General features: G+C 71.9%; 17 protein-coding genes. 12 read left to right on the forward strand and 5 right to left on the reverse strand.

Annotated elements, in window-relative coordinates; all coding sequences use genetic code 11:
• Positions 1-2 precede the first annotated feature (2 nt).
• Positions 3-1,871, forward strand: coding sequence for an ABC transporter permease (locus tag AUV08_RS12405; RefSeq protein ID WP_061866939.1), 1,869 nt, complete (start codon positions 3-5; stop codon positions 1,869-1,871).
• A 15-nt stretch (positions 1,872-1,886) separates the two neighbouring features.
• On the opposite strand, the gene AUV08_RS09905 is transcribed toward AUV08_RS12405, so the two are convergent.
• A complete protein-coding gene (locus AUV08_RS09905; RefSeq protein WP_061866938.1) occupies positions 1,887-3,389 on the reverse strand; it encodes an MFS transporter in 1,503 nt (500 codons plus the stop codon).
• A gap of 101 nt (positions 3,390-3,490) precedes the next feature.
• Here AUV08_RS09905 and AUV08_RS09910 point away from each other — a divergent pair, with 101 nt between their 5' ends.
• The 8 genes from AUV08_RS09910 to AUV08_RS09945 all read left to right on the forward strand — a co-directional run bounded on the left by AUV08_RS09910 (position 3,491) and on the right by AUV08_RS09945 (position 10,195).
• A complete protein-coding gene (locus AUV08_RS09910; protein ID WP_061866937.1) occupies positions 3,491-4,054 on the forward strand; it encodes a hypothetical protein in 564 nt (187 codons plus the stop codon).
• Complete coding sequence (locus AUV08_RS09915; protein WP_002856592.1) at positions 4,054-4,980, forward strand: exodeoxyribonuclease III; 927 nt, start codon at positions 4,054-4,056, stop codon at positions 4,978-4,980. Before AUV08_RS09910 ends, AUV08_RS09915 begins: the two co-directional genes overlap by 1 nt.
• A gap of 26 nt (positions 4,981-5,006) precedes the next feature.
• Positions 5,007-6,089, forward strand: a complete 1,083-nt coding sequence (gene trpS, locus AUV08_RS09920) for a tryptophan--tRNA ligase (RefSeq protein ID WP_061866936.1) — start codon at positions 5,007-5,009, stop codon at positions 6,087-6,089.
• Between the two features lie 181 nt (positions 6,090-6,270).
• A complete protein-coding gene (locus AUV08_RS09925; RefSeq protein ID WP_061866935.1) occupies positions 6,271-7,032 on the forward strand; it encodes an ABC transporter ATP-binding protein in 762 nt (253 codons plus the stop codon).
• Entirely contained in the window at positions 7,029-8,312 is a 1,284-nt protein-coding gene (locus tag AUV08_RS09930; RefSeq protein WP_061866934.1) for an ABC transporter permease, read from the forward strand. Before AUV08_RS09925 ends, AUV08_RS09930 begins: the two co-directional genes overlap by 4 nt.
• A 58-nt stretch (positions 8,313-8,370) precedes the next feature.
• A complete protein-coding gene (locus tag AUV08_RS09935) occupies positions 8,371-8,973 on the forward strand; it encodes a hypothetical protein (protein WP_061866933.1) in 603 nt (200 codons plus the stop codon).
• A 78-nt stretch (positions 8,974-9,051) separates the two neighbouring features.
• Positions 9,052-9,666, forward strand: coding sequence for a hypothetical protein (locus AUV08_RS09940; protein WP_061866932.1), 615 nt, complete (start codon positions 9,052-9,054; stop codon positions 9,664-9,666).
• A 7-nt stretch (positions 9,667-9,673) separates the two neighbouring features.
• Positions 9,674-10,195, forward strand: coding sequence for a hypothetical protein (locus AUV08_RS09945; protein WP_061866931.1), 522 nt, complete (start codon positions 9,674-9,676; stop codon positions 10,193-10,195).
• Between the two features lie 178 nt (positions 10,196-10,373).
• On the opposite strand, the gene AUV08_RS09950 is transcribed toward AUV08_RS09945, so the two are convergent.
• The 4 genes from AUV08_RS09950 to sdhC form a co-directional block, all read right to left on the reverse strand.
• On the reverse strand, positions 10,374-11,165 hold the full coding sequence (locus AUV08_RS09950) for a succinate dehydrogenase iron-sulfur subunit (RefSeq protein ID WP_002856582.1): 792 nt from the start codon (positions 11,163-11,165) through the stop codon (positions 10,374-10,376).
• Positions 11,165-12,952 carry a succinate dehydrogenase flavoprotein subunit gene (sdhA, locus tag AUV08_RS09955; protein ID WP_061866930.1) on the reverse strand — a complete coding sequence of 596 codons (1,788 nt, stop codon included), beginning with the start codon at positions 12,950-12,952 and terminating at the stop codon, positions 11,165-11,167. Before sdhA ends, AUV08_RS09950 begins: the two co-directional genes overlap by 1 nt.
• Before the next feature lie 77 nt (positions 12,953-13,029).
• A complete protein-coding gene (locus AUV08_RS09960) occupies positions 13,030-13,509 on the reverse strand; it encodes a succinate dehydrogenase hydrophobic membrane anchor subunit (protein ID WP_036314556.1) in 480 nt (159 codons plus the stop codon).
• 3 nt (positions 13,510-13,512) lie between these two features.
• Positions 13,513-13,917, reverse strand: a complete 405-nt coding sequence (sdhC, locus tag AUV08_RS09965) for a succinate dehydrogenase, cytochrome b556 subunit (RefSeq protein WP_078025777.1) — start codon at positions 13,915-13,917, stop codon at positions 13,513-13,515.
• A 247-nt stretch (positions 13,918-14,164) separates the two neighbouring features.
• On the opposite strand from sdhC, the gene AUV08_RS09970 reads away from it, so the two are divergent.
• From AUV08_RS09970 to AUV08_RS09980, 3 genes are all read left to right on the forward strand, one after another.
• Positions 14,165-15,316, forward strand: a complete 1,152-nt coding sequence (locus AUV08_RS09970) for a mannose-1-phosphate guanylyltransferase (protein WP_052520022.1) — start codon at positions 14,165-14,167, stop codon at positions 15,314-15,316.
• 61 nt (positions 15,317-15,377) lie between these two features.
• Complete coding sequence (locus AUV08_RS09975) at positions 15,378-16,634, forward strand: amidohydrolase (protein WP_061866929.1); 1,257 nt, start codon at positions 15,378-15,380, stop codon at positions 16,632-16,634.
• Between the two features lie 144 nt (positions 16,635-16,778).
• Entirely contained in the window at positions 16,779-17,936 is a 1,158-nt protein-coding gene (locus AUV08_RS09980) for a BMP family protein (protein WP_061866928.1), read from the forward strand.
• Positions 17,937-17,998: the final 62 nt, after the last annotated feature.

Here is a 17,998-nt window from a genome sequence, read left to right on the forward strand (position 1 = left end):
CCGTGCCGTCCCCCACCACGACGACGGCCCCCGGCCCCGCCACGCCCGCCGAGCCGCTGCGCCCGCCGGTCACCGCGGCGGCGTCCGCGGAGCGCGTGAAGCGCCGCGGCGTCCTGCTCTACGCCGAACACCAGCTGCGGTCCATGCGTCGCTACGGCGCGGTGCTGCTCGTCGGGGCGCTCGGCGAGCCCGTGCTCTACCTGCTGGCCATGGGCCTGGGCCTGGCCCAGCTCATGGGCGGCGGGATGCCGCAGGACGCCCTGGGCGGGGTCTCCTACGTCGCGTTCATCGCTCCGGCGCTGCTGGCCTCGGGCGCGCTGATGACGGCGTCCGTCGAGTTCTCCTACCCGGTGATGGGCGGGTTCCAGTGGCAGCGCACGTACTACGCGGCGCAGGCCACCCCGCTGTCTCCGGCGCAGATCGCCCTGGGCCACCTCGTGGCGGTGAGCCTGCGGTTCGTGTTCCAGGCCGCCGTGTTCCTGCTGGTGATGCTGGCGTTCGGCGTGGTCTCGAGCCCGTGGGCGTGGGTGCAGGTCCTCACCGCCACGCTCGGCGGGCTCGCCGTCGGCGCGCCGATCATGGCGTTCGCGGCCTCCCTGAAGGAGGACAAGGGCCAGTTCGCCACCCTGCAGCGGCTCGTGGTCATGCCCCTGTTCCTGTTCTCCGCGACCTTCTACCCGCTCGAGGCGCTGCCGGTGTGGCTGCGCTGGATCGGCTGGCTCTCCCCGCAGTGGCATGCCGCCCAGCTCGGCCGCGTGCTCTCCTACGGGATGGCCGAGCCGGCCTGGCTCACCGTGGTGCACGTGGCGTTCCTGCTGGTTCTCGCGCTCGGCGGGGCCTGGCTCGCGGTGCGGATCTACACGCGCCGCCTCGGCTGGGTCCGAGGCACCCCGGACCGCGACGCCGTCACGGCCGCCCGTCGGGACCGTGCCCCGCGCCTGGGCCGCCGTGCCGCGCGCACCGGGGCCGCCCGCGCCGACGTCGCACCCGCCGCCGCGCAGGCGGAGCCGGCCGCGCCGTCGTCCTCGGTGGTGCGGGAACACGCCGTCGCCGTGCCCCCCATGCCCGAGATCCCCGTGCGCCGCGGCCGCCTGGCCGGCGCGTACTCGGGCAACGTGCGCGCGGTGATGGAGCGGGCGTTCCTGTCCCTGAAGTCCAACAACTGGGTGGTGTTCTTCTCCGGGTTCTTCGAACCCGTGCTCTACCTGGCCTCCTTGGGGCTGGGGCTCGGTGCGCTGGTCGGCGACGTGGCCGGCCCGGATGGCACCCCCGTCCCGTACGGCATGTACCTCGCCCCCGCACTGCTGGCGGTCTCGGCGATGAACGGCGCCATCTACGACTCCACGTGGAACGTGTTCTTCAAGCTGCGCTACGCGAAGACGTACCAGACCATGCTCTCCACGCGGTTGGGCCCGCTGGACGTGGCACTCGGGGAGATCGCGATGGCACTGCTGCGCGGGCTGATCTACGCGGTCGGCTTCCTGATCGTCATGACCGTGGCCGGTCTCGTCACCTCGTGGACGGCGCTGCTCATGATCCCCGGCGCCCTGCTCGTGGCGCTGGGCTTCGCCTCCCTCGGCATGGCGGTGACGAGCTGGATGAAGACGTTCCAGCACATGGACTGGGTCCAGATCGTGCTGATGCCCATGTTCCTGTTCTCGGCCACGTTCTTCCCGCTCGCGGTCTACCCGGAGCCGATCCAGTGGGTGATCCGCGTGTTCCCGCTGTGGCATGCGGTGGAGATGATGCGCGCGCTCGCGGTGGGCGTGCTGAGCTGGGCGACCGCCGGCCACGTCCTCTACTTCGTGGTGATGGCCGGCGTCGGGGTGTGGCTGGCCGCCCGCCGGCTCGGCGCGCTGTTCCTGCGCTGAGGCCCCGCGGGCCGGTCAGGCCGCGCGCGCGGCGCGGCGCCGCCGGACCACGTCCAGGGCCGCGACCACGGCGGTGAGCGCCCAGCACACGGCCACCATGCCCATGGCGGTCGAGGCCGCGTGCGCGTACGCCGCGGCCGACGGCGGCCCGGCGCTCTCGGCTGCGGCGCCGGCCAGGGCCGCGAAGAACGCGCCCGTCACCACGGACAGGCCCAGGGCGGTGCCGAGGCGCTGCGCCGTCTGGGCGACGCCGCCGGCCGCCCCCGCCTCGTGGCCGGCGACGTCGTCCATCATCAGCACCTGCGTGCTGGTGAGCAGCAGGGCCTGCGAGGCCGACTGCACGATCAACCCCACCCCCACGATCCACGGCGACCACGCGCCGGCCGCGCTGCGCTCGAACGCGAGCGCGAGCACCCCCAGCGACACGAGGCCCACGAGGGCGCCGAGCAGCACGAGCACGGGCCCGCGCCGCTGCACCATCGAGCCCACCCACGGGGACAGAGAGGCCACGACGACGGCGCCGGGCAGACCCACGAGGCCGGCCTCAAGCGGCGTGAACCCCATGCCGCGCTGCAGGAAGATCGCCACGATCGCGAACACCGCCGGCATGGTGGCCAGGTAGATGGTGGACTCGAGCGCGCCGATCGTGAAGGACGGCCGCCGGAACAGGGCCGGGTCCACCATGGGCTGCACGCCGGTGGCCGAGGCCCGGGCCTTTACGCGCTTCTCCCACAGCCACCACGCCGTCACGAGCGCGGCGGCGAGCACCAGCAGCCAGGCGGTGCCCGGGACGATGAACGGCACCATGAGGCTCACCCCGCCGGCGCCGAGCAGCAGGGCGCCCACCGGGTCGAGCGCGGTGATCCCGCGCGGTCCGGGGGCGGCGGGCAGGCCGTGCACGCGGGTGGGCGGCGGCAGCCAGAGGGCGCCCATCGCGACGGCGGCCAGGCCCACGGGCACGTTCATGAGGAACGTGGAGCGCCAGCCCCACTCGGGGCCGAACGCGCCGAGGAACAGTCCGCCGAGCAGGGGCCCCACGGCCACGCCGAGGCCCACCACGGTGCCGAACAGCCCGTAGGCCCGCCCGCGGGCGCGGCCGTGGAAGTTCGACTGGATGAACCCGATGACCTGGGGGTTGAACACGCCCGCGCCCAGGCCTGTGAGCAGGCGCCCCGCGTTGAGCAGCAGGGTGTCCCCGGCCAGGCCGGAGAGCAGGGAGCCGAGCATGTACAGCGTGATGCCCGCCAGGAACAGGCTCTTGCGCCCCCACAGGTCGCCGGCGCGGCCTGCGGCCACGAGCACGGTGCCGAACGTCAGCGTGTACCCCGCCAGCACCCACTGCAGATCCGCGCTCGTGGCGTCCAGGCCCGACTCGATGGCCGGCAGCGCCACGTTCACCACGGACACGCTCATCAGCGCGAGGAAGAGCGGCATGAGCAGTGCGGTGAGGATGCGGCGCTGGTCAGGGGTGAAGGCCCCGGACGCGGGGTCGGCGGGGTGCGGGGGGCGGGGGGTCATCGCCTCAGGATAGGCACCGACGCGGGCCGCCCGATTCGGAGCGCACCCCGCGATGCGGGATGATGGAGGGCAGACCCCACAGCCCCTCCGGAGGAGCACCCATGTCCCAGTCCCTGACCCCCGGTCCCGACGGCGCGCGCCGCGGCCCCCGCGCCGGCCTGCGCGTGGGATCGCTCGGCTTCGTCGCGATGATCGTCATCCTGATCGTGGCGATCATCTTCGCCGCGAACCAGAACGACGTGATCGGGTGGCTCGTGGTCGCCGTCGCCGCCGGCTGGCTCGTGTTCGCGGTGGTCGTGTACCTGCAGATGCGCCGCGGCGTCCAGGCCGCGGGCCGCAAGGTGGACACCGCCATGCAGAACGCCCGCGCCGACGTCGCCGCCCTGCGCGGCCGTGACGCCGACGCCGCCGCCCCCGCGGTGGCCCCGTCGGCGCCGGCCGCGGACCCCCTGCGGGACACCAAGCTGGACCACTCCTTCAAGATCGCCCAGGTGCAGGTGCGCGTCGTGCGCGAGCAGCTCGCCGCGGGCGAGAGCATGGACCGTGAGATGGTGGACCGTGCCCTGGAGACCATCGACATCACGGCCTCCAACGCCCGCGACATGATCAAGGAGTCCCGGGCCGGTGGCGCCGAGGGCCCGGTGAGCGGGACGGTGATCGGCTGATGACGGCGCTGCCCGAGAAGGACCCCGTCACCGGGAAGTACCCCGAGCCCGCCGAGGGCGAGCCCGTGGTGCACGCCAACGCCGGGGCGCCCAAGGCCGACGGCGCCGTGCGCGTGGCCACCGTGAACGTCAACGGCATCCGCGCCTCGCACCGCAAGGGCATGCGCGAGTGGTTCGCCGGCCGCGGCGTGGACGTGCTCACCCTCCAGGAGGTGCGCGCCCCCGCGGACGTCACGGCGCAGCTGGTCCGCGAGATCGTGGGCGAGGACTGGGACGAGGTGCACCTGGCGGACGCCGTGGCCGCCGCCAAGGGGCGGGCCGGTGTCGCGATCGCCTCGCGGTTCCCGCTCGGCGAGGTCCGCACCGGCATCGCCGACGCCGACGGGTACTTCGACGACGCCGGCCGCTGGATCGAGGCCGACCTGCGCCTGCCGGACGGCTCGCCGCTGACCGTGGTCTCGGCGTACGTGCACTCGGGCGAGGTCGACACCCCGAAGCAGGTGGACAAGTACCGGTTCCTCGACGAGATGGTCCGCCGCCTCTCCGAGCTGGCCGCGGGGGAGGGGCACGCCCTCGTCACGGGCGACCTCAACGTGGGCCACACCGAGCTGGACATCAAGAACTGGAAGGGCAACGTGAAGAAGGCCGGCTTCCTGCCCGAGGAGCGCGCCTACTTCGACCGGTTCTTCGGCGAGCTCGGCTTCACGGACGTGCACCGCGCCCTCGCCGGACCGGTGCCGGGCCCGTACACGTGGTGGTCCATGCGCGGCAAGGCCTTCGACAACGACGCCGGCTGGCGCATCGACTACCACATGGCGACCGCGGGCCTGGCCGAGCGGGCGACGACCGCCGTCGTGGACCGCGCCCCCAGCTGGGGCACCCGCTTCTCCGACCACGCCCCGCTCGTGGTCGACTACCAGTTCTGACCGTGCAGGAGAGACCCGAGGCTGAGATGACCATGAAGAAGAACTCCGTGCAGGACGTCCTGGCCCAGGACGCCGCCGCCACCGCCCACCTGGCCGGCGCGTCCGCCCGGCACCGCGTGCTCTCCGGCATGCAGCCCTCGGCGGACTCCCTCCACCTGGGCAATTACCTCGGCGCCCTCGTGAACTGGGAGCGCACCCAGGCCGACTTCGAGGCGTTCTTCTTCATCCCCGACCTGCACGCCATCACCGTGCCGCAGGACCCGGCCGCGCTCGCGGAGCGCACGCGGGTGGCCGCCGCGCAGTTCATCGCCGGCGGCATCGACCCCGAGCGCTCCACGCTGTTCGTCCAGTCCCAGGTGCCCGAGCACGCGCAGCTGGCGTGGGTGCTGACCTGCATGACCGGCATGGGCGAGGCCATGCGCATGACCCAGTTCAAGGACAAGTCCGCCAAGCAGGGCACGGACGCGGCCGGCGTCGGCCTGCTCGCGTACCCCATGCTCATGGCCGCGGACATCCTGCTCTACCAGCCGCACGGCGTGCCCGTGGGCGACGACCAGCGCCAGCACGTGGAGCTCACCCGCGACCTGGCCCAGCGCTTCAACCACCGCTACGGCGAGACGTTCGTGGTGCCCACCGGCTTCTACCCGGAGACCGGCGCGCGCATCTACGACCTGCAGGACCCCACGTCGAAGATGTCCAAGTCCGCGGCGTCCCCGAACGGGCTCATCAACATCCTCGAGGAGCCGAAGAAGACCGCCAAGAAGATCAAGTCCGCGGTCACCGACGACGGCACCGAGGTGCGCTTCGACCGCGAGGCCAAGCCCGGCGTCTCCAACCTGCTGACCATCCTCTCCGCGGTGTCCGGCACGCCGATACCGCAGCTCGAGGAGGAGTTCGTCGGCAAGATGTACGGGCACCTCAAGGTCGCGGTGGCGGACGCCGTCGTCGAGCGCCTGGCCCCCGTGCGCGAGCGCGCCCTCGCGCTGCTGGACGACCCCGCCGAGCTCGACCGCATCCTCGCCGCCGGCGCCGAGAAGGCCCGCGCCGTGGCCACGCCCGTGCTCGAGGACGTCTACGCCAAGGTCAGCTTCCTGCCGCCGCTGCGCTGAGCCGGGCCGCACCGGCCCCCCGACGACGGCCCGCGCCCCCGACCTGCGGGGGACGCGGGCCGTCGTGTTTCTCCGACTCGAGGCGGAGGCGGCGGCGCGTGCCCGGCTGTCAGGATGGGTGCACTGCCTCCGCTCCTGCCGCAGCGGGGGCGAGCCCCACCGACAGAGGAGTGCCGGAGCCATGTCCACCGCGGTCCCCATCCCCGCCGTCGCCGAGGTCCCGCCCGGCGCCGAACCCGTCCTGGAGACGGAGAACCTCGTCAAGGTCTACGGCCGCGGGGCGTCCCGCTTCGACGCGCTGAAGGGCATCACCCTGCAGATCCAGCGCGGCGAGTCCCTGGCCGTCGTCGGCAAGTCCGGCTCCGGCAAGTCCACCCTGATGCACCTGCTGGCGCTGCTGGACCAGCCCTCCGCCGGCGTGGTGGCGATGGACGGCCGTCCCGTCTCCCAGCTCAAGGCCGCGGAGATCTCCCAGCTGCGCAACGAGCGGTTCGGCTTCGTGTTCCAGCAGTTCTTCCTGAACCCGACCCAGACGGTCCTGGAGAACACCGTGCTGCCGCTGAAGATCGCCGGCGTGGGCCGGGCCCAGCGCACCCGCCGCGGCATGGCGGTGCTCGAGCGGCTCGAGCTCGCGGACAAGGCGAAGAACAAGGCCACGGACCTCTCCGGCGGACAGAAGCAGCGCGTGTGCATCGCCCGCGCGCTCGTGAACAACCCGACGGTGCTGTTCGCGGACGAGCCCACAGGCAACCTGGACTCCGCCACCTCGGCGGCCGTGGAGGACATCCTCTTCGGCCTGCACCGCGACGAGGGCATCACCCTCGTGGTGGTCACGCACGACGACGACCTGGCCGCGAAGTGCGACCGTCGCGTCGAGCTGCAGGACGGCGTGGTCATCGCCGACGAGCGCGTCGGCACCGAGCGGGACGGAGCACGGGCATGAAGGCCACCGACGTCGCGGGCACGGCGCTCGCCAACACGATGCGCTCCAAGCTGCGCACCTTCCTCACCGTCGTCGCGATCGTGATCGGCGCATTCACGCTGACCCTCACCACGGGGCTCGGCGCGGGCATCAACAAGTACGTGGACAACGTGGTCGAGGGCTTCGGCAAGCCCGGCGAGCTGACCGTGATGAAGCAGCAGGACATGTCCTCGGCCGGTGCGGCGAGCGGTTCGCCCCAGGAGTACACGGAACAGGACGCCGCCGGCGGCGAGATGTTCGGCATGCCGCAGCTCACCCAAGAGGACCTCGCCGCGATCGAGGACACCGAGCACGTCACCGAGGTGAAGACCTATCGGGTGGCCGAGCCGGAGTACATCCAGGGTCCGGACGACCGCAAGTGGCAGGCCGGCTTCATGGGCAGCTCCGGTGAGATCGACATGCTCACCTTCTCCGCCGGCCGTGCCCCCGAGGCCGGCGCCGACGAGATCGTCATGCCCGAGTCGTGGGTGGAGGACCTGGGCGCCAGCGACGCCGAGGACCTGATCGGCACGGAGCTGACCGTCGTGGCGGCGACCCCGCTGCAGGAGCAGAAGTCCGTGAAGACCACCGTGGTCGGTGTGACGAAGGCGGCCGCGTCCGGTGCGGGCACCGCCCCGACGCCGTCGGAGTCGCTCGAGCAGGCGATCTACGACATCACGACGGAGGGCCTGCCGGAGTCGCAGCGGAACACCTACTTCCAGGCCACGGCGATCGTGGAGGACCCGGAGGCGAACGAGGACGCCGTGAAGCAGGCGCTGGCCGACCAGGGCCTGCTGGCGCAGACCCTCGAGGAGCAGCTCGGCGTGATCCGCGGCATCATCGACGCCGTCACGTGGGTGCTCACCGGCTTCGCGCTCATCGCACTGCTCGCCGCCAGCTTCGGCATCATCAACACCCTGCTCATGGCGGTGCAGGAGCGCACCCGGGAGATCGGCCTCATGAAGGCCCTCGGCATGACCGGCGGGAAGATCTTCGGCCTGTTCACCATGGAGGCCGTCGTGATCGGCCTGCTCGGCTCGCTGATCGGCATCGGCCTGGGCGTCGCCGTCGGACTCATCGCGAACCAGGTGCTGACCACCGGCCCCCTCAGCGGCGTCACCGGCCTGGTCCTGTTCGCGGTCAACCCCCTCGCCCTGCTGCTGATCCTGCTGCTGATCGTGGCCATCGCGTTCATCGCCGGCACCTTGCCCGCCCTGCGTGCGGCCCGGAAGGATCCCATCGAGGCCCTGCGCCACGAGTGATCCTGCCGCCGCGCCCGTCACCGCCACCACCGTCACCCACGACACCGAGGAGCTCACCATGACCACCGATCGACCGCACCAGGACCCGACCCCGGAGCAGCCCGCCGCGGGCTCCCGCTACGGCACGCAGCCCTACGCGGCCCCGGGCTACGGCGCCCAGCCGGGCAGCCCGTACGGCATCGTCCCGGAGCCGGCCGCGTTCCCCGCGCTCCTGACGCTGACGCTCACGTCGCTCGCGCTGTACGTGCTGTCCTCCCTGCCGGCCCTGTTCGGTGGCGAGGAGAGCATCGAACGCATGCGGGACTCCCTTCGCCAGAGTGGCCTCACCCCCGAGCAGGTGGAGGAGATCGCCCCTGTCGTGGGCGCCTCCGTGACGGTGGGCACGATCATCGTCCTGCTCATCGGCGTGGCCCTGTACGCCCTGGTGTACTTCAACCTCCGCGGGGCCAAGAACTGGGCCCGCATCCTCGGCATCGTCGTCGGGATCCTGGGCACCCTCAGCGCCGTCGGCGGCATCTTCTCCTTCGTGACCTACCCCGGCATCGGCGGCGTGCTGGCCTCCGTGCTCAGCCTGGCGCTGGTGATCGTGAACATCCTGTGGCTGGTCAAGGCCTTCAACCCGCAGGTCGCGGCCTACACCCGTCAGGGCCGCCGCGCCTGACCCCGACGCCGTTCGCCGGCGGCGAGTCCTGGGTCGCCAGCCCTCGCCCCGGCGTCGGCCAGCGGAGACCATGGCGACATGGCCTCCGATCATCGACCCCCGCATCCCGCGTCCCCCCACCCCGACGACCTGGACGGCGGCGGGCGGCCCGTGGTGGGCCCGGATGAGGCGCGGCGGCGCATCGCCGGGCACTCCGGCCCGGACGCCCGCCCGCTGATCCGCCCCGACGCCCGCACCCCCGGCGTGTTCCGGGCGCTGCTCGGACTGACGGTCGCGTCCGCAGTCCTCTATGCCGCGTCGATCCTGCGCAACCTCCTCCCGGGCGCGGCCCAGGACATCGCGGACTCGCTGCCCGAGGGCGGCGCGCAGTCGCCCGCGATGACCGCCGAGGCCATCGAGGGCGCCCTCACCGGCAGTGCCTGGTTCGCGACCCTGCTGGGTCTGGCGGTCTACGCGATCGTCCTCGTCGGGCTGACCCGGCACAGCAACACGGCGCGCATCATGGGTGCCCTGTTCGCCTCGATCGCCATCTTCGTGACGCTGCTGGGGGCCATCCGCCTGTTCGTCTTCCCCGCCGGGGACGTGGTGCTGCCCCTGGTCCTGGGCGGGCTGTTCGCGCTCGTGAACGCGGCCTGGCTCGTGTGCGCCTTCAACCCGGGCCTCGCAACGACCTTCCTGCGCCGCCGGGCATGATGGGGGCATGCACCCCCTCGACGACGATCCCCACGAGACCACGGACCCCGCCCCCGATCCCGCGTCACTGCGTCCCCTGCGCCTGTTCCAGACCGTCACGGCCGTCACGGGCGCACTGAGCGCGGCCGGCGTGGGGGGCGTGCTCGCGCTGCAGTCGACGCCCGGCTACGCCCGCGCCGTGCTGGAGGCGCGCTCCTGGGGCGCGAGCGAGGTCACCGACGCCGACGTCGCCGCGTTCCTCACCCCGGCGGGGGCGTGGCCGGTGGCCGCCGCGGCGGTGGTCGTCCTGACCCTGGTGCTCCTGGCCGGCATCACCCGCCGGATCCGGGCCGTGCGCCCCGTGGGGAGCGTGCTCGTGGTGCTGGGGATGCTCACGGCGGCCTTCTGGATGGTCGACGGCGGGCGGATGGTGCAGGCCGGGGGAGGGGGTCCGGTCGTGCTGGGCGCTGTCGTCGGGATGCTCGTGTCCAGCGCCGTGTGGCTGCGTGTGGCGCACCGGCGGGAGACGCGCGACGCCTTCGACGTCTGAGCTCGGACCGCCCCCGCCTCCGTCCCCACCCCGCCCCCACGCTGAGGCCCGCAGACACGCCGCTACGCCGGGCCGGTGACGGCGCGTCTGCGGGCCTCGGCGGGAGGGGGCTCCGCCCACGACGACGGCGGCCCGCCTCCTCGTGCGAGGAGACGGGCCGCCGTCGTGGTGCGGGGGATCAGAACTGGCGGGCCAGGATGGCCTGCTTCACCTCGGAGATCGCCTTGGTCACCTGGATGCCGCGGGGGCACGCGTCGGTGCAGTTGAAGGTCGTGCGGCAGCGCCACACGCCCTCCTTGTCGTTCAGGATCTCCAGGCGCATGTCGCCGGCCTCGTCACGCGAGTCGAAGATGAACCGGTGCGCGTTGACGATGGCGGCCGGGCCGAAGTACTGGCCGTCCGTCCAGAACACCGGGCAGGACGAGGTGCACGCGGCGCACAGGATGCACTTCGTGGTGTCGTCGTAGATCGCCCGGTCGGCCTGGGACTGGTAGCGCTCCTTGGTGGGCGCGTGGCCCTCGGCGACCAGGAACGGCATGATCTCGCGGTAGGACTGGAAGAACGGGTCCATGTCCACGATCAGGTCCTTCTCCACCGGAAGGCCCTTGATGGGCTCCACCAGGATGGGCTTGGACAGGTCGAGGTCCTTCAGGAGCGTCTTGCAGGCCAGGCGGTTGCGGCCGTTGATGCGCATGGCGTCGGAGCCGCACACGCCGTGGGCGCAGGAGCGGCGGAACGACAGGGTGCCGTCGTGGTCCCACTTGACCTTGTGCAGGGCGTCCAGCACGCGGTCGGTGCCGTACATGGTCAGGCGCCACTCGTCCCAGTAGGACTCCTCGGAGGACTCCGGGAGGTAGCGGCGGACCTTGAGCACGATGTCGAAGCTCTCGACCTCGCCTGCGCCGCCGCCGGCGGACTGGGTCTGCGCCTGGGCCACGGGGGCCTCGGTCTCGGTTGCTGAGTGGCTCATCAGTACTTACGCTCCATCGGCTGGTAACGGGTCACGACGACGGGCTTGGTCTCGAAGCGGATGCCCTTGACGCCCTCCATCTCCGCGGTCTCGTCACGGTAGATCATGGTGTGCGCCATGAAGTTCTCGTCGTCGCGATCGGGGTAGTCCTCGCGGTAGTGCCCGCCGCGGGACTCCTTGCGGCCCAGGGCCGCGAGGGTCATCGCCTCGGCGATGTCCAGGAGGTAGCCCAGCTCCATACCCTCGAGCAGGTCGAGGTTGAAGCGGTGGCCCTTGTCCTGGACGGACACGTTCTCGTAGCGGCCGCGCAGCTCCTCGATCTTGGCCAGTGCGCGGCGGATCGAGTCCTCGTCGCGGAAGACCTGCATGTCCGCGTCCATCGACTCCTGGAGCTCGGCGCGGATGTCCGCGACGCGCTCGGAGCCGGTGGCGGAGCGCAGGTTCTCGATGTGCTCCACGGTCGGCAGCTCGCCGCCCTCGGGCAGCTCCACCCAGTCCGCCTGGGCGGCGTACTCGGCGGCGTAGATGCCGGCGCGGCGGCCGAACACGTTGATGTCCAGCAGCGAGTTGGTGCCCAGGCGGTTGGACCCGTGCACGGACACGCAGGCCACCTCACCGGCGGCGTACAGGCCCGGCACGACGGTGTCGTTGTCCTGGAGGACCTCGGCCTTGATGTTCGTGGGGATGCCGCCCATGAAGTAGTGGCAGGTGGGGAACACCGGCACCGGATCCGTGTAGGGCTCGACGCCCAGGTACGTGCGGGCGAACTCGGTGATGTCCGGGAGCTTCTCGTCGATGTGCGAGGGCTCCAGGTGCGTCAGGTCGAGCAGCACGTAGTCCTTGTTGGGGCCGGCGCCGCGGCCCTGACGGACCTCCTCGGCCATGGACCGGGCCACGATGTCGCGCGGGGCGAGGTCCTTGATGGTGGGGGCGTAGCGCTCCATGAAGCGCTCGCCGTCCGCGTTGCGGAGGATGCCGCCCTCGCCGCGTGCGGCCTCGGAGAGCAGGATGCCCAGGCCGGCCAGGCCGGTCGGGTGGAACTGCACGAACTCCATGTCCTCGAGCGGCAGGCCCGCGCGGTAGGCGATGGCCATGCCGTCGCCGGTGAGGGTGTGGGCGTTCGAGGTGGTCTTGTACACCTTGCCGGCGCCGCCGGTGGCGAAGATGACCGACTTGGCCTGGAAGACGTGGATCTCGCCGGTGGCCAGCTCGTAGGAGACGACGCCGGCGGTGCGCTTCTGCTTGTAGGCGGTGCCGTCCTCGCGCACGGCGTCCTCCTCCACCAGCAGCAGGTCGAGCACGTAGAACTCGTTGAAGAACTCCACGTTGTGCTTGACGCAGTTCTGGTACAGCGTCTGGAGGATCATGTGGCCGGTGCGGTCCGCGGCGTAGCAGGCGCGGCGCACGGGCGCCTTGCCGTGGTCACGGGTGTGGCCGCCGAAGCGGCGCTGGTCGATCTTGCCCTCGGGGGTGCGGTTGAAGGGCAGGCCCATCTTCTCGAGGTCCAGCACCGCGTCGATGGCCTCCTTGGCCATGACCTCCGCGGCGTCCTGGTCCACCAGGTAGTCGCCGCCCTTGACGGTGTCGAACGTGTGCCACTCCCAGTTGTCCTCCTCGACGTTGGCGAGGGCCGCGCACATGCCGCCCTGGGCCGCGCCGGTGTGGGAACGCGTGGGGTAGATCTTGGTGAGGACGGCGGTGTGCGCGCGCTGACCGGCCTCGATGGCCGCGCGCATGCCCGCGCCGCCGGCGCCGACGATCACCACGTCGTACTTGTGCACCTGCATTCAGGTCTCTCTTTCTGGGTGTCTGTGACGCGGCGGCCGCTCGGGCCGGCCGCACCGCAGGGTGAGCGTTTCCGAGGTCAGCCGCAGAAGGCCGGGGAGCCCTCGAGCAGGGCGCCGGAGGCGTCCACCATGCAGGGATCGAAGGTGAAGATCACCAGGGTGCCGAGGATGATGATCACGGCTGTGGCGATGTACAGGATCATCGTCAGCCAGAAGCGGGCGCTGCCGCGACGGGTGTAGTCGTTGATGATCGTGCGCACGCCGTTGGCGCCGTGCAGCATGGCCAGCCACAGGAGGGCCAGGTCCCAGAACTGCCACAGCGGGTGCGCCCACTTGCCGGCCACGAAGCCGAAGTCGATGGCGTGGATGCCGTCGCCCACCAGCAGGTTGGTGGTCAGGTGCACGGCGATCAGCACGACGAGGAAGACGCCCGAGATGCGCATGAACAGCCAGGCGAGCATCTCGAAGTTGCCGCGGCCGCCGCCGTCGCGCGTGTACTTGGGGTCCAGACGGCGGCTGCGGGGCGCCGCGATGGTGGTCTCAGCGGTGGTGCTCATGGCTCAGTGACCTCCGAGTGCGAGGCTGAAGTGACGGATGGCGAAGCCCAGGGTCAGGACGACCCACAGCCCCAGCACGATCCACAGCAGGGTCTTGTGGTGCTGGGTGCCGCCCTTCCAGAAGTCGACCAGGATGATGCGCAGGCCGTTCAGGGCGTGGAAGATGATCGCCGCGACGAGGCCGGCCTCGCCGAGCGCGAAGTACCACGTCTTGTACGAGCCGATCACGGCGTTGTAGGCCTCGGGGGAGACCCGGACCAGGGCCGTGTCCAGCACGTGGACGAGCAGGTAGAAGAAGATGACGACGCCGGTGACGCGGTGGCCCACCCAGGACCACATGCCGCCGTGGCCCCGGTACAGGGTTCCGCGGCCGTTCTTGGCCGGGGCCTGCGCAGTGGCGCTAGACACGGTTGATACCTCCAGGGGGAATGCACGATCCCGGTCCTCCGCCGTGGGACGACGACGGGCAGGGGCGTGTGCGAGTGGATTCCTCCGCCTAGGGTAGACCCTTCCCGCGCCTCCGTGCCCGATCGGGGACCCGGGCGACCACTGTGACGCGTGCGGCGCCCCGCCGCCGTCCTGTTCGGTCTGGGCTGTGCCCCGCCTGGGACGCGGCGAGTGGTCCCCCGTCCGGACGGTTCCGTAGTCTGGCCCGGTGAGCACCGATCCGAACCTGACCGATGCCCCGCGCGAGGCCGCGCCGGGCACGGCCCTGTCCCGCTTCCACGCCGTGATCCCCGCCGGGGGCGTGGGCACCCGCCTGTGGCCCCTCTCGCGGGCCGCCGCGCCGAAGTTCCTCCACGACCTCACCGGCTCGGGCCAGACCCTGATCCGTGCCACGTGGGACCGTCTGGCGCCCCTGGCCGCGGGCATGCTCGTGGTGACCGGGGAGGCCCACCGGGAGGCGGTGTGCACGCAGCTGCCGGCCCTGGCGGAGACGGATCTGGTGCTCGAGCCCTCGCCCAAGGACTCCGCGGCCGCCATCGGCCTGGCCGCGGCGATCCTCTCCCTGCGCGACCCGGACACGATCATGGGCTCGTTCGCGGCGGATCAGGTGATCTCCCCGGTGGAGGTCTTCCAGGACGCGGTGCGGCAGGCCGTCGAGACGGCGGCCACCGGCCGGATCGTGACCATCGGCATTGAGCCCACGCACGCGGCCACGGGCTTCGGCTACATCCGCCGGGGCCGCCGCCTCCGCGTGGCCGGCGCCCCGGACGCGTACGACGTCGCCGCGTTCGTGGAGAAGCCGGACCTGAAGGTCGCCCAGCAGTACGTGAAGTCCGGCCGCTACCTCTGGAACGCGGGCATGTTCGTGGCGCCCGTGGGCCTCATGCTGGCCCACCTCGAGGAGAACGAGCCCGCGCTGCACGCCGGCCTGATGGAGATCGCCCGCGCGTGGGAGACGCCGGAGCGGGACGAGGTCATGGCCCGGGTGTGGCCCGAGCTGACGAAGACCGCCATCGACTACGCCGTCGCCGAGCCCGCCGCCGCCGTCGGCGACGTGGCCGTGATCCCCGGCTCCTTCACGTGGGACGACGTGGGGGACTTCGCGGCGATCGCCCGCCTGAACCCGGTCAAGGACGCCTCCGGCATCACGGTGATCGGCGACACCCCGCGGGTGTACTCGGACGACGCGTCCGGCGTCGTGGTGACGGACACGAAGCGCGTCATCGCGCTGATCGGCATCGAGGACGTCGTCGTGGTGGACACCGAGGACGCGCTGCTGGTCACCACCACGGAGCACGCCCAGGAGGTCAAGAAGGCCGTCGAGGCGCTCAAGGCGGAGGGCGTGGACGAGGTCCTCTGACCGCGCCCTGGGCCGGGTCCGGCCCGCACCGACCGGCACCCCCGGAGTAGGGTGCTGGGCCATGACCACCTCCGACTCCGTGCTGACCGGGCCCCGTCCGACCTCCGTCCCCTCGGTGGGCCCCGTGGTGGCCGAGCTCGAGGACGAGATCGTGTCCTTCCGCCGGGACCTGCACCGGCATCCCGAGCTCTCCTATGAGGAGTACCGCACCACCGACCGCATCGTGGAGCTGCTCTCCGGCTACGGGCTCTCGCCCGTGCGGATGGAGTCCACGGGCGCCTACGTGGACGTCGGGGAGGGGCCGGTGGTGCTGGCCCTGCGCGCGGACATCGACGCGCTGCCGGTCGAGGAGGAGACCGGCCTGCCCTACGTGTCCGTCAATGACGGCGTCGCGCACGCGTGCGGCCACGACATGCACACCGCCGTCATGGCGGGTGTGGCCGTCGCCCTCGGCCGCATCCTCCGCGGGGCCACCGCCGACGCCGACCTGCGCGCGGCCGGCGAGCGGGTCCACGGCACGGTCCGCGTCATCTTCCAGCCCGCGGAGGAGCGGCTGCCCGGCGGCTCCCTGGCCGTGCTGCGCCAGGGGATCCTCGACGACGTGCCCCGCATCCTGGCGGCGCACTGCGACCCCCAGGTCGACGTCGGCTCGATCGGCACCCGCATCGGCGCCATCACCTCGGCGGCGGACACGATCCGGATCACCCTCACCGGACGCGGTGGGCACACCTCGCGGCCCCACCTCACCGAGGACATGGTCTTCGCCCTGTCCCAGATCGCCGTGAACGTGCCCGCCGTGCTCTCCCGGCGGATCGACGTGCGCTCGGCCGTCTCGGTGGTGTGGGGGCAGATCGCCGCCGGCAGCGCGCCCAACGCGATCGACAACACCGGCTACCTGGCCGGGACCATGCGCTGCCTCGACGCGGACGTGTGGGAGGAGGCCGGTGCGCTGCTCGACGAGGTGGTCCGGCAGGTGGCCGCGCCGTACGGCGTGCACGTGCAGCTCGAGCACGTGCGCGGCGTCCCGCCGGTGCACAACACCGAGGGCGAGACGGCGCTGATCGAGACCGCGGCGCGGCGGGAGCTCGGCTCGCGGGCGATCGTCCTGACCCCGCAGTCGATGGGCGGCGAGGACTTCGCCTGGATGACCCAGAAGGTGCCCGGCTCCATGCTGCGCCTCGGCACCCGGTCCCCGGGTGGCCCCATCTACGATCTGCACCGCGGGGACTACGCGCCGGACGAGCGGGCCATCGGCGTGGGCATGCGGGTCTTCACCGCCGCCGCGCTGCAGGTGCTCACGGGCGAGGACCACCACTGACCCCGCCGCCCGCACCCGCCGGAGGGGACGGGCCCACCGTTCGGTAGACTCGCGCTCATCCGGACGGGGCCGCCCGCACGGGCCCCGTCTTTCCGCGGCCACCGGCCGCGGGCCTCGCACCGTGCCTTCCGAAATGAGGACCCCATGGGCATCGCCACCCCGTCGGCCGCGCGCCGTCGTCGTCTCCTGCTCCCCGTCGCCGCGCTCGGCGTCTCCGGCCTGCTGCTGACCGCGTGCGGCGCCCCGCCGGAGCAGTCCGAGGCCTCGGGCTCCGGCGCCGCCGAGAGCGAGGCCATCGCCACCGTGGACGGCGTCGGCTCGGACAACAAGGACTACAAGGCCTGCATCGTCTCGGACGAGGGCGGCTTCGACGACCGCTCCTTCAACCAGTCCTCCTACGAGGGCCTCAAGGCCGCCGAGAAGGCCTACGGCATCACCACCAGCGAGGCCGAGTCGAACGAGCCCAGCGAGTTCACCCCGAACGTGACCGCCATGGTCAACGCCGACTGCGACGCCGTCATCGGCGTGGGCTTCCTCCTCGGCGACGCCATGAAGCCGATCGCCGCGCAGCACTCGGACACCCACTTCTTCGGCGTGGACGTCACCGCGGAGGGCTTCTCCGACAACTTCCAGAAGCTCACCTACGACACGGCGCAGGCGGCGTTCCTGGCCGGCTACCTGGCGGCGGGCACCACCGAGACCGGCACCGTGGCCACCTATGGCGGCATGGAGATCCCCACCGTCACCATCTTCATGGACGGCTTCGCCCGCGGCGTGGAGCACTACAACGAGGTCAAGGACAAGGACGTCAAGGTCCTGGGCTGGGACAAGGACGCGAAGACCGGCTCCTTCACGGGCGACTTCAAGAACGTGGCCAACGGCAAGACGAACACCGCCAACTTCATCAACGAGGGCGCCGACATCGTGATGCCGGTGGCCGGCCCCGTGGGCCTGGGCACCCTGGACGCCGTCCGCGAGGCGAACCAGGGCGGCAAGGACGTCAAGGTCATCTGGCCGGACTCGGACGGCTACGAGTCCACCAAGGACGGCAACCTGATCCTCACCTCGGTGAAGAAGAACATGGGCCAGTCCGTCGCCGACGTGATCGCCGCGGACCTGAAGGACGAGTTCTCGGCCGAGCCCTACGTGGGCACGTTGGAGAACAAGGGCGTCGAGCTGGCCCCGTTCCACGACTTCGAGGACACGGTGCCGCAGGAGCTCAAGGACGAGCTCAAGGATCTCGAGGCCAAGATCGTCTCGGGCGAGCTGAAGGTCGGCTCGGAGTACTCCCCGGAGGCCTGACCCGCCTCGCCACCGCCGCAGGGCCGGCCCGGACCCCTCCGGACCGGCCCCGCGGCGCGCGG

Origin of the sequence: Micrococcus sp. CH7, assembly GCF_001595485.1 — a bacterium.
GTDB classification, from domain to species: domain Bacteria; phylum Actinomycetota; class Actinomycetes; order Actinomycetales; family Micrococcaceae; genus Micrococcus; species Micrococcus luteus.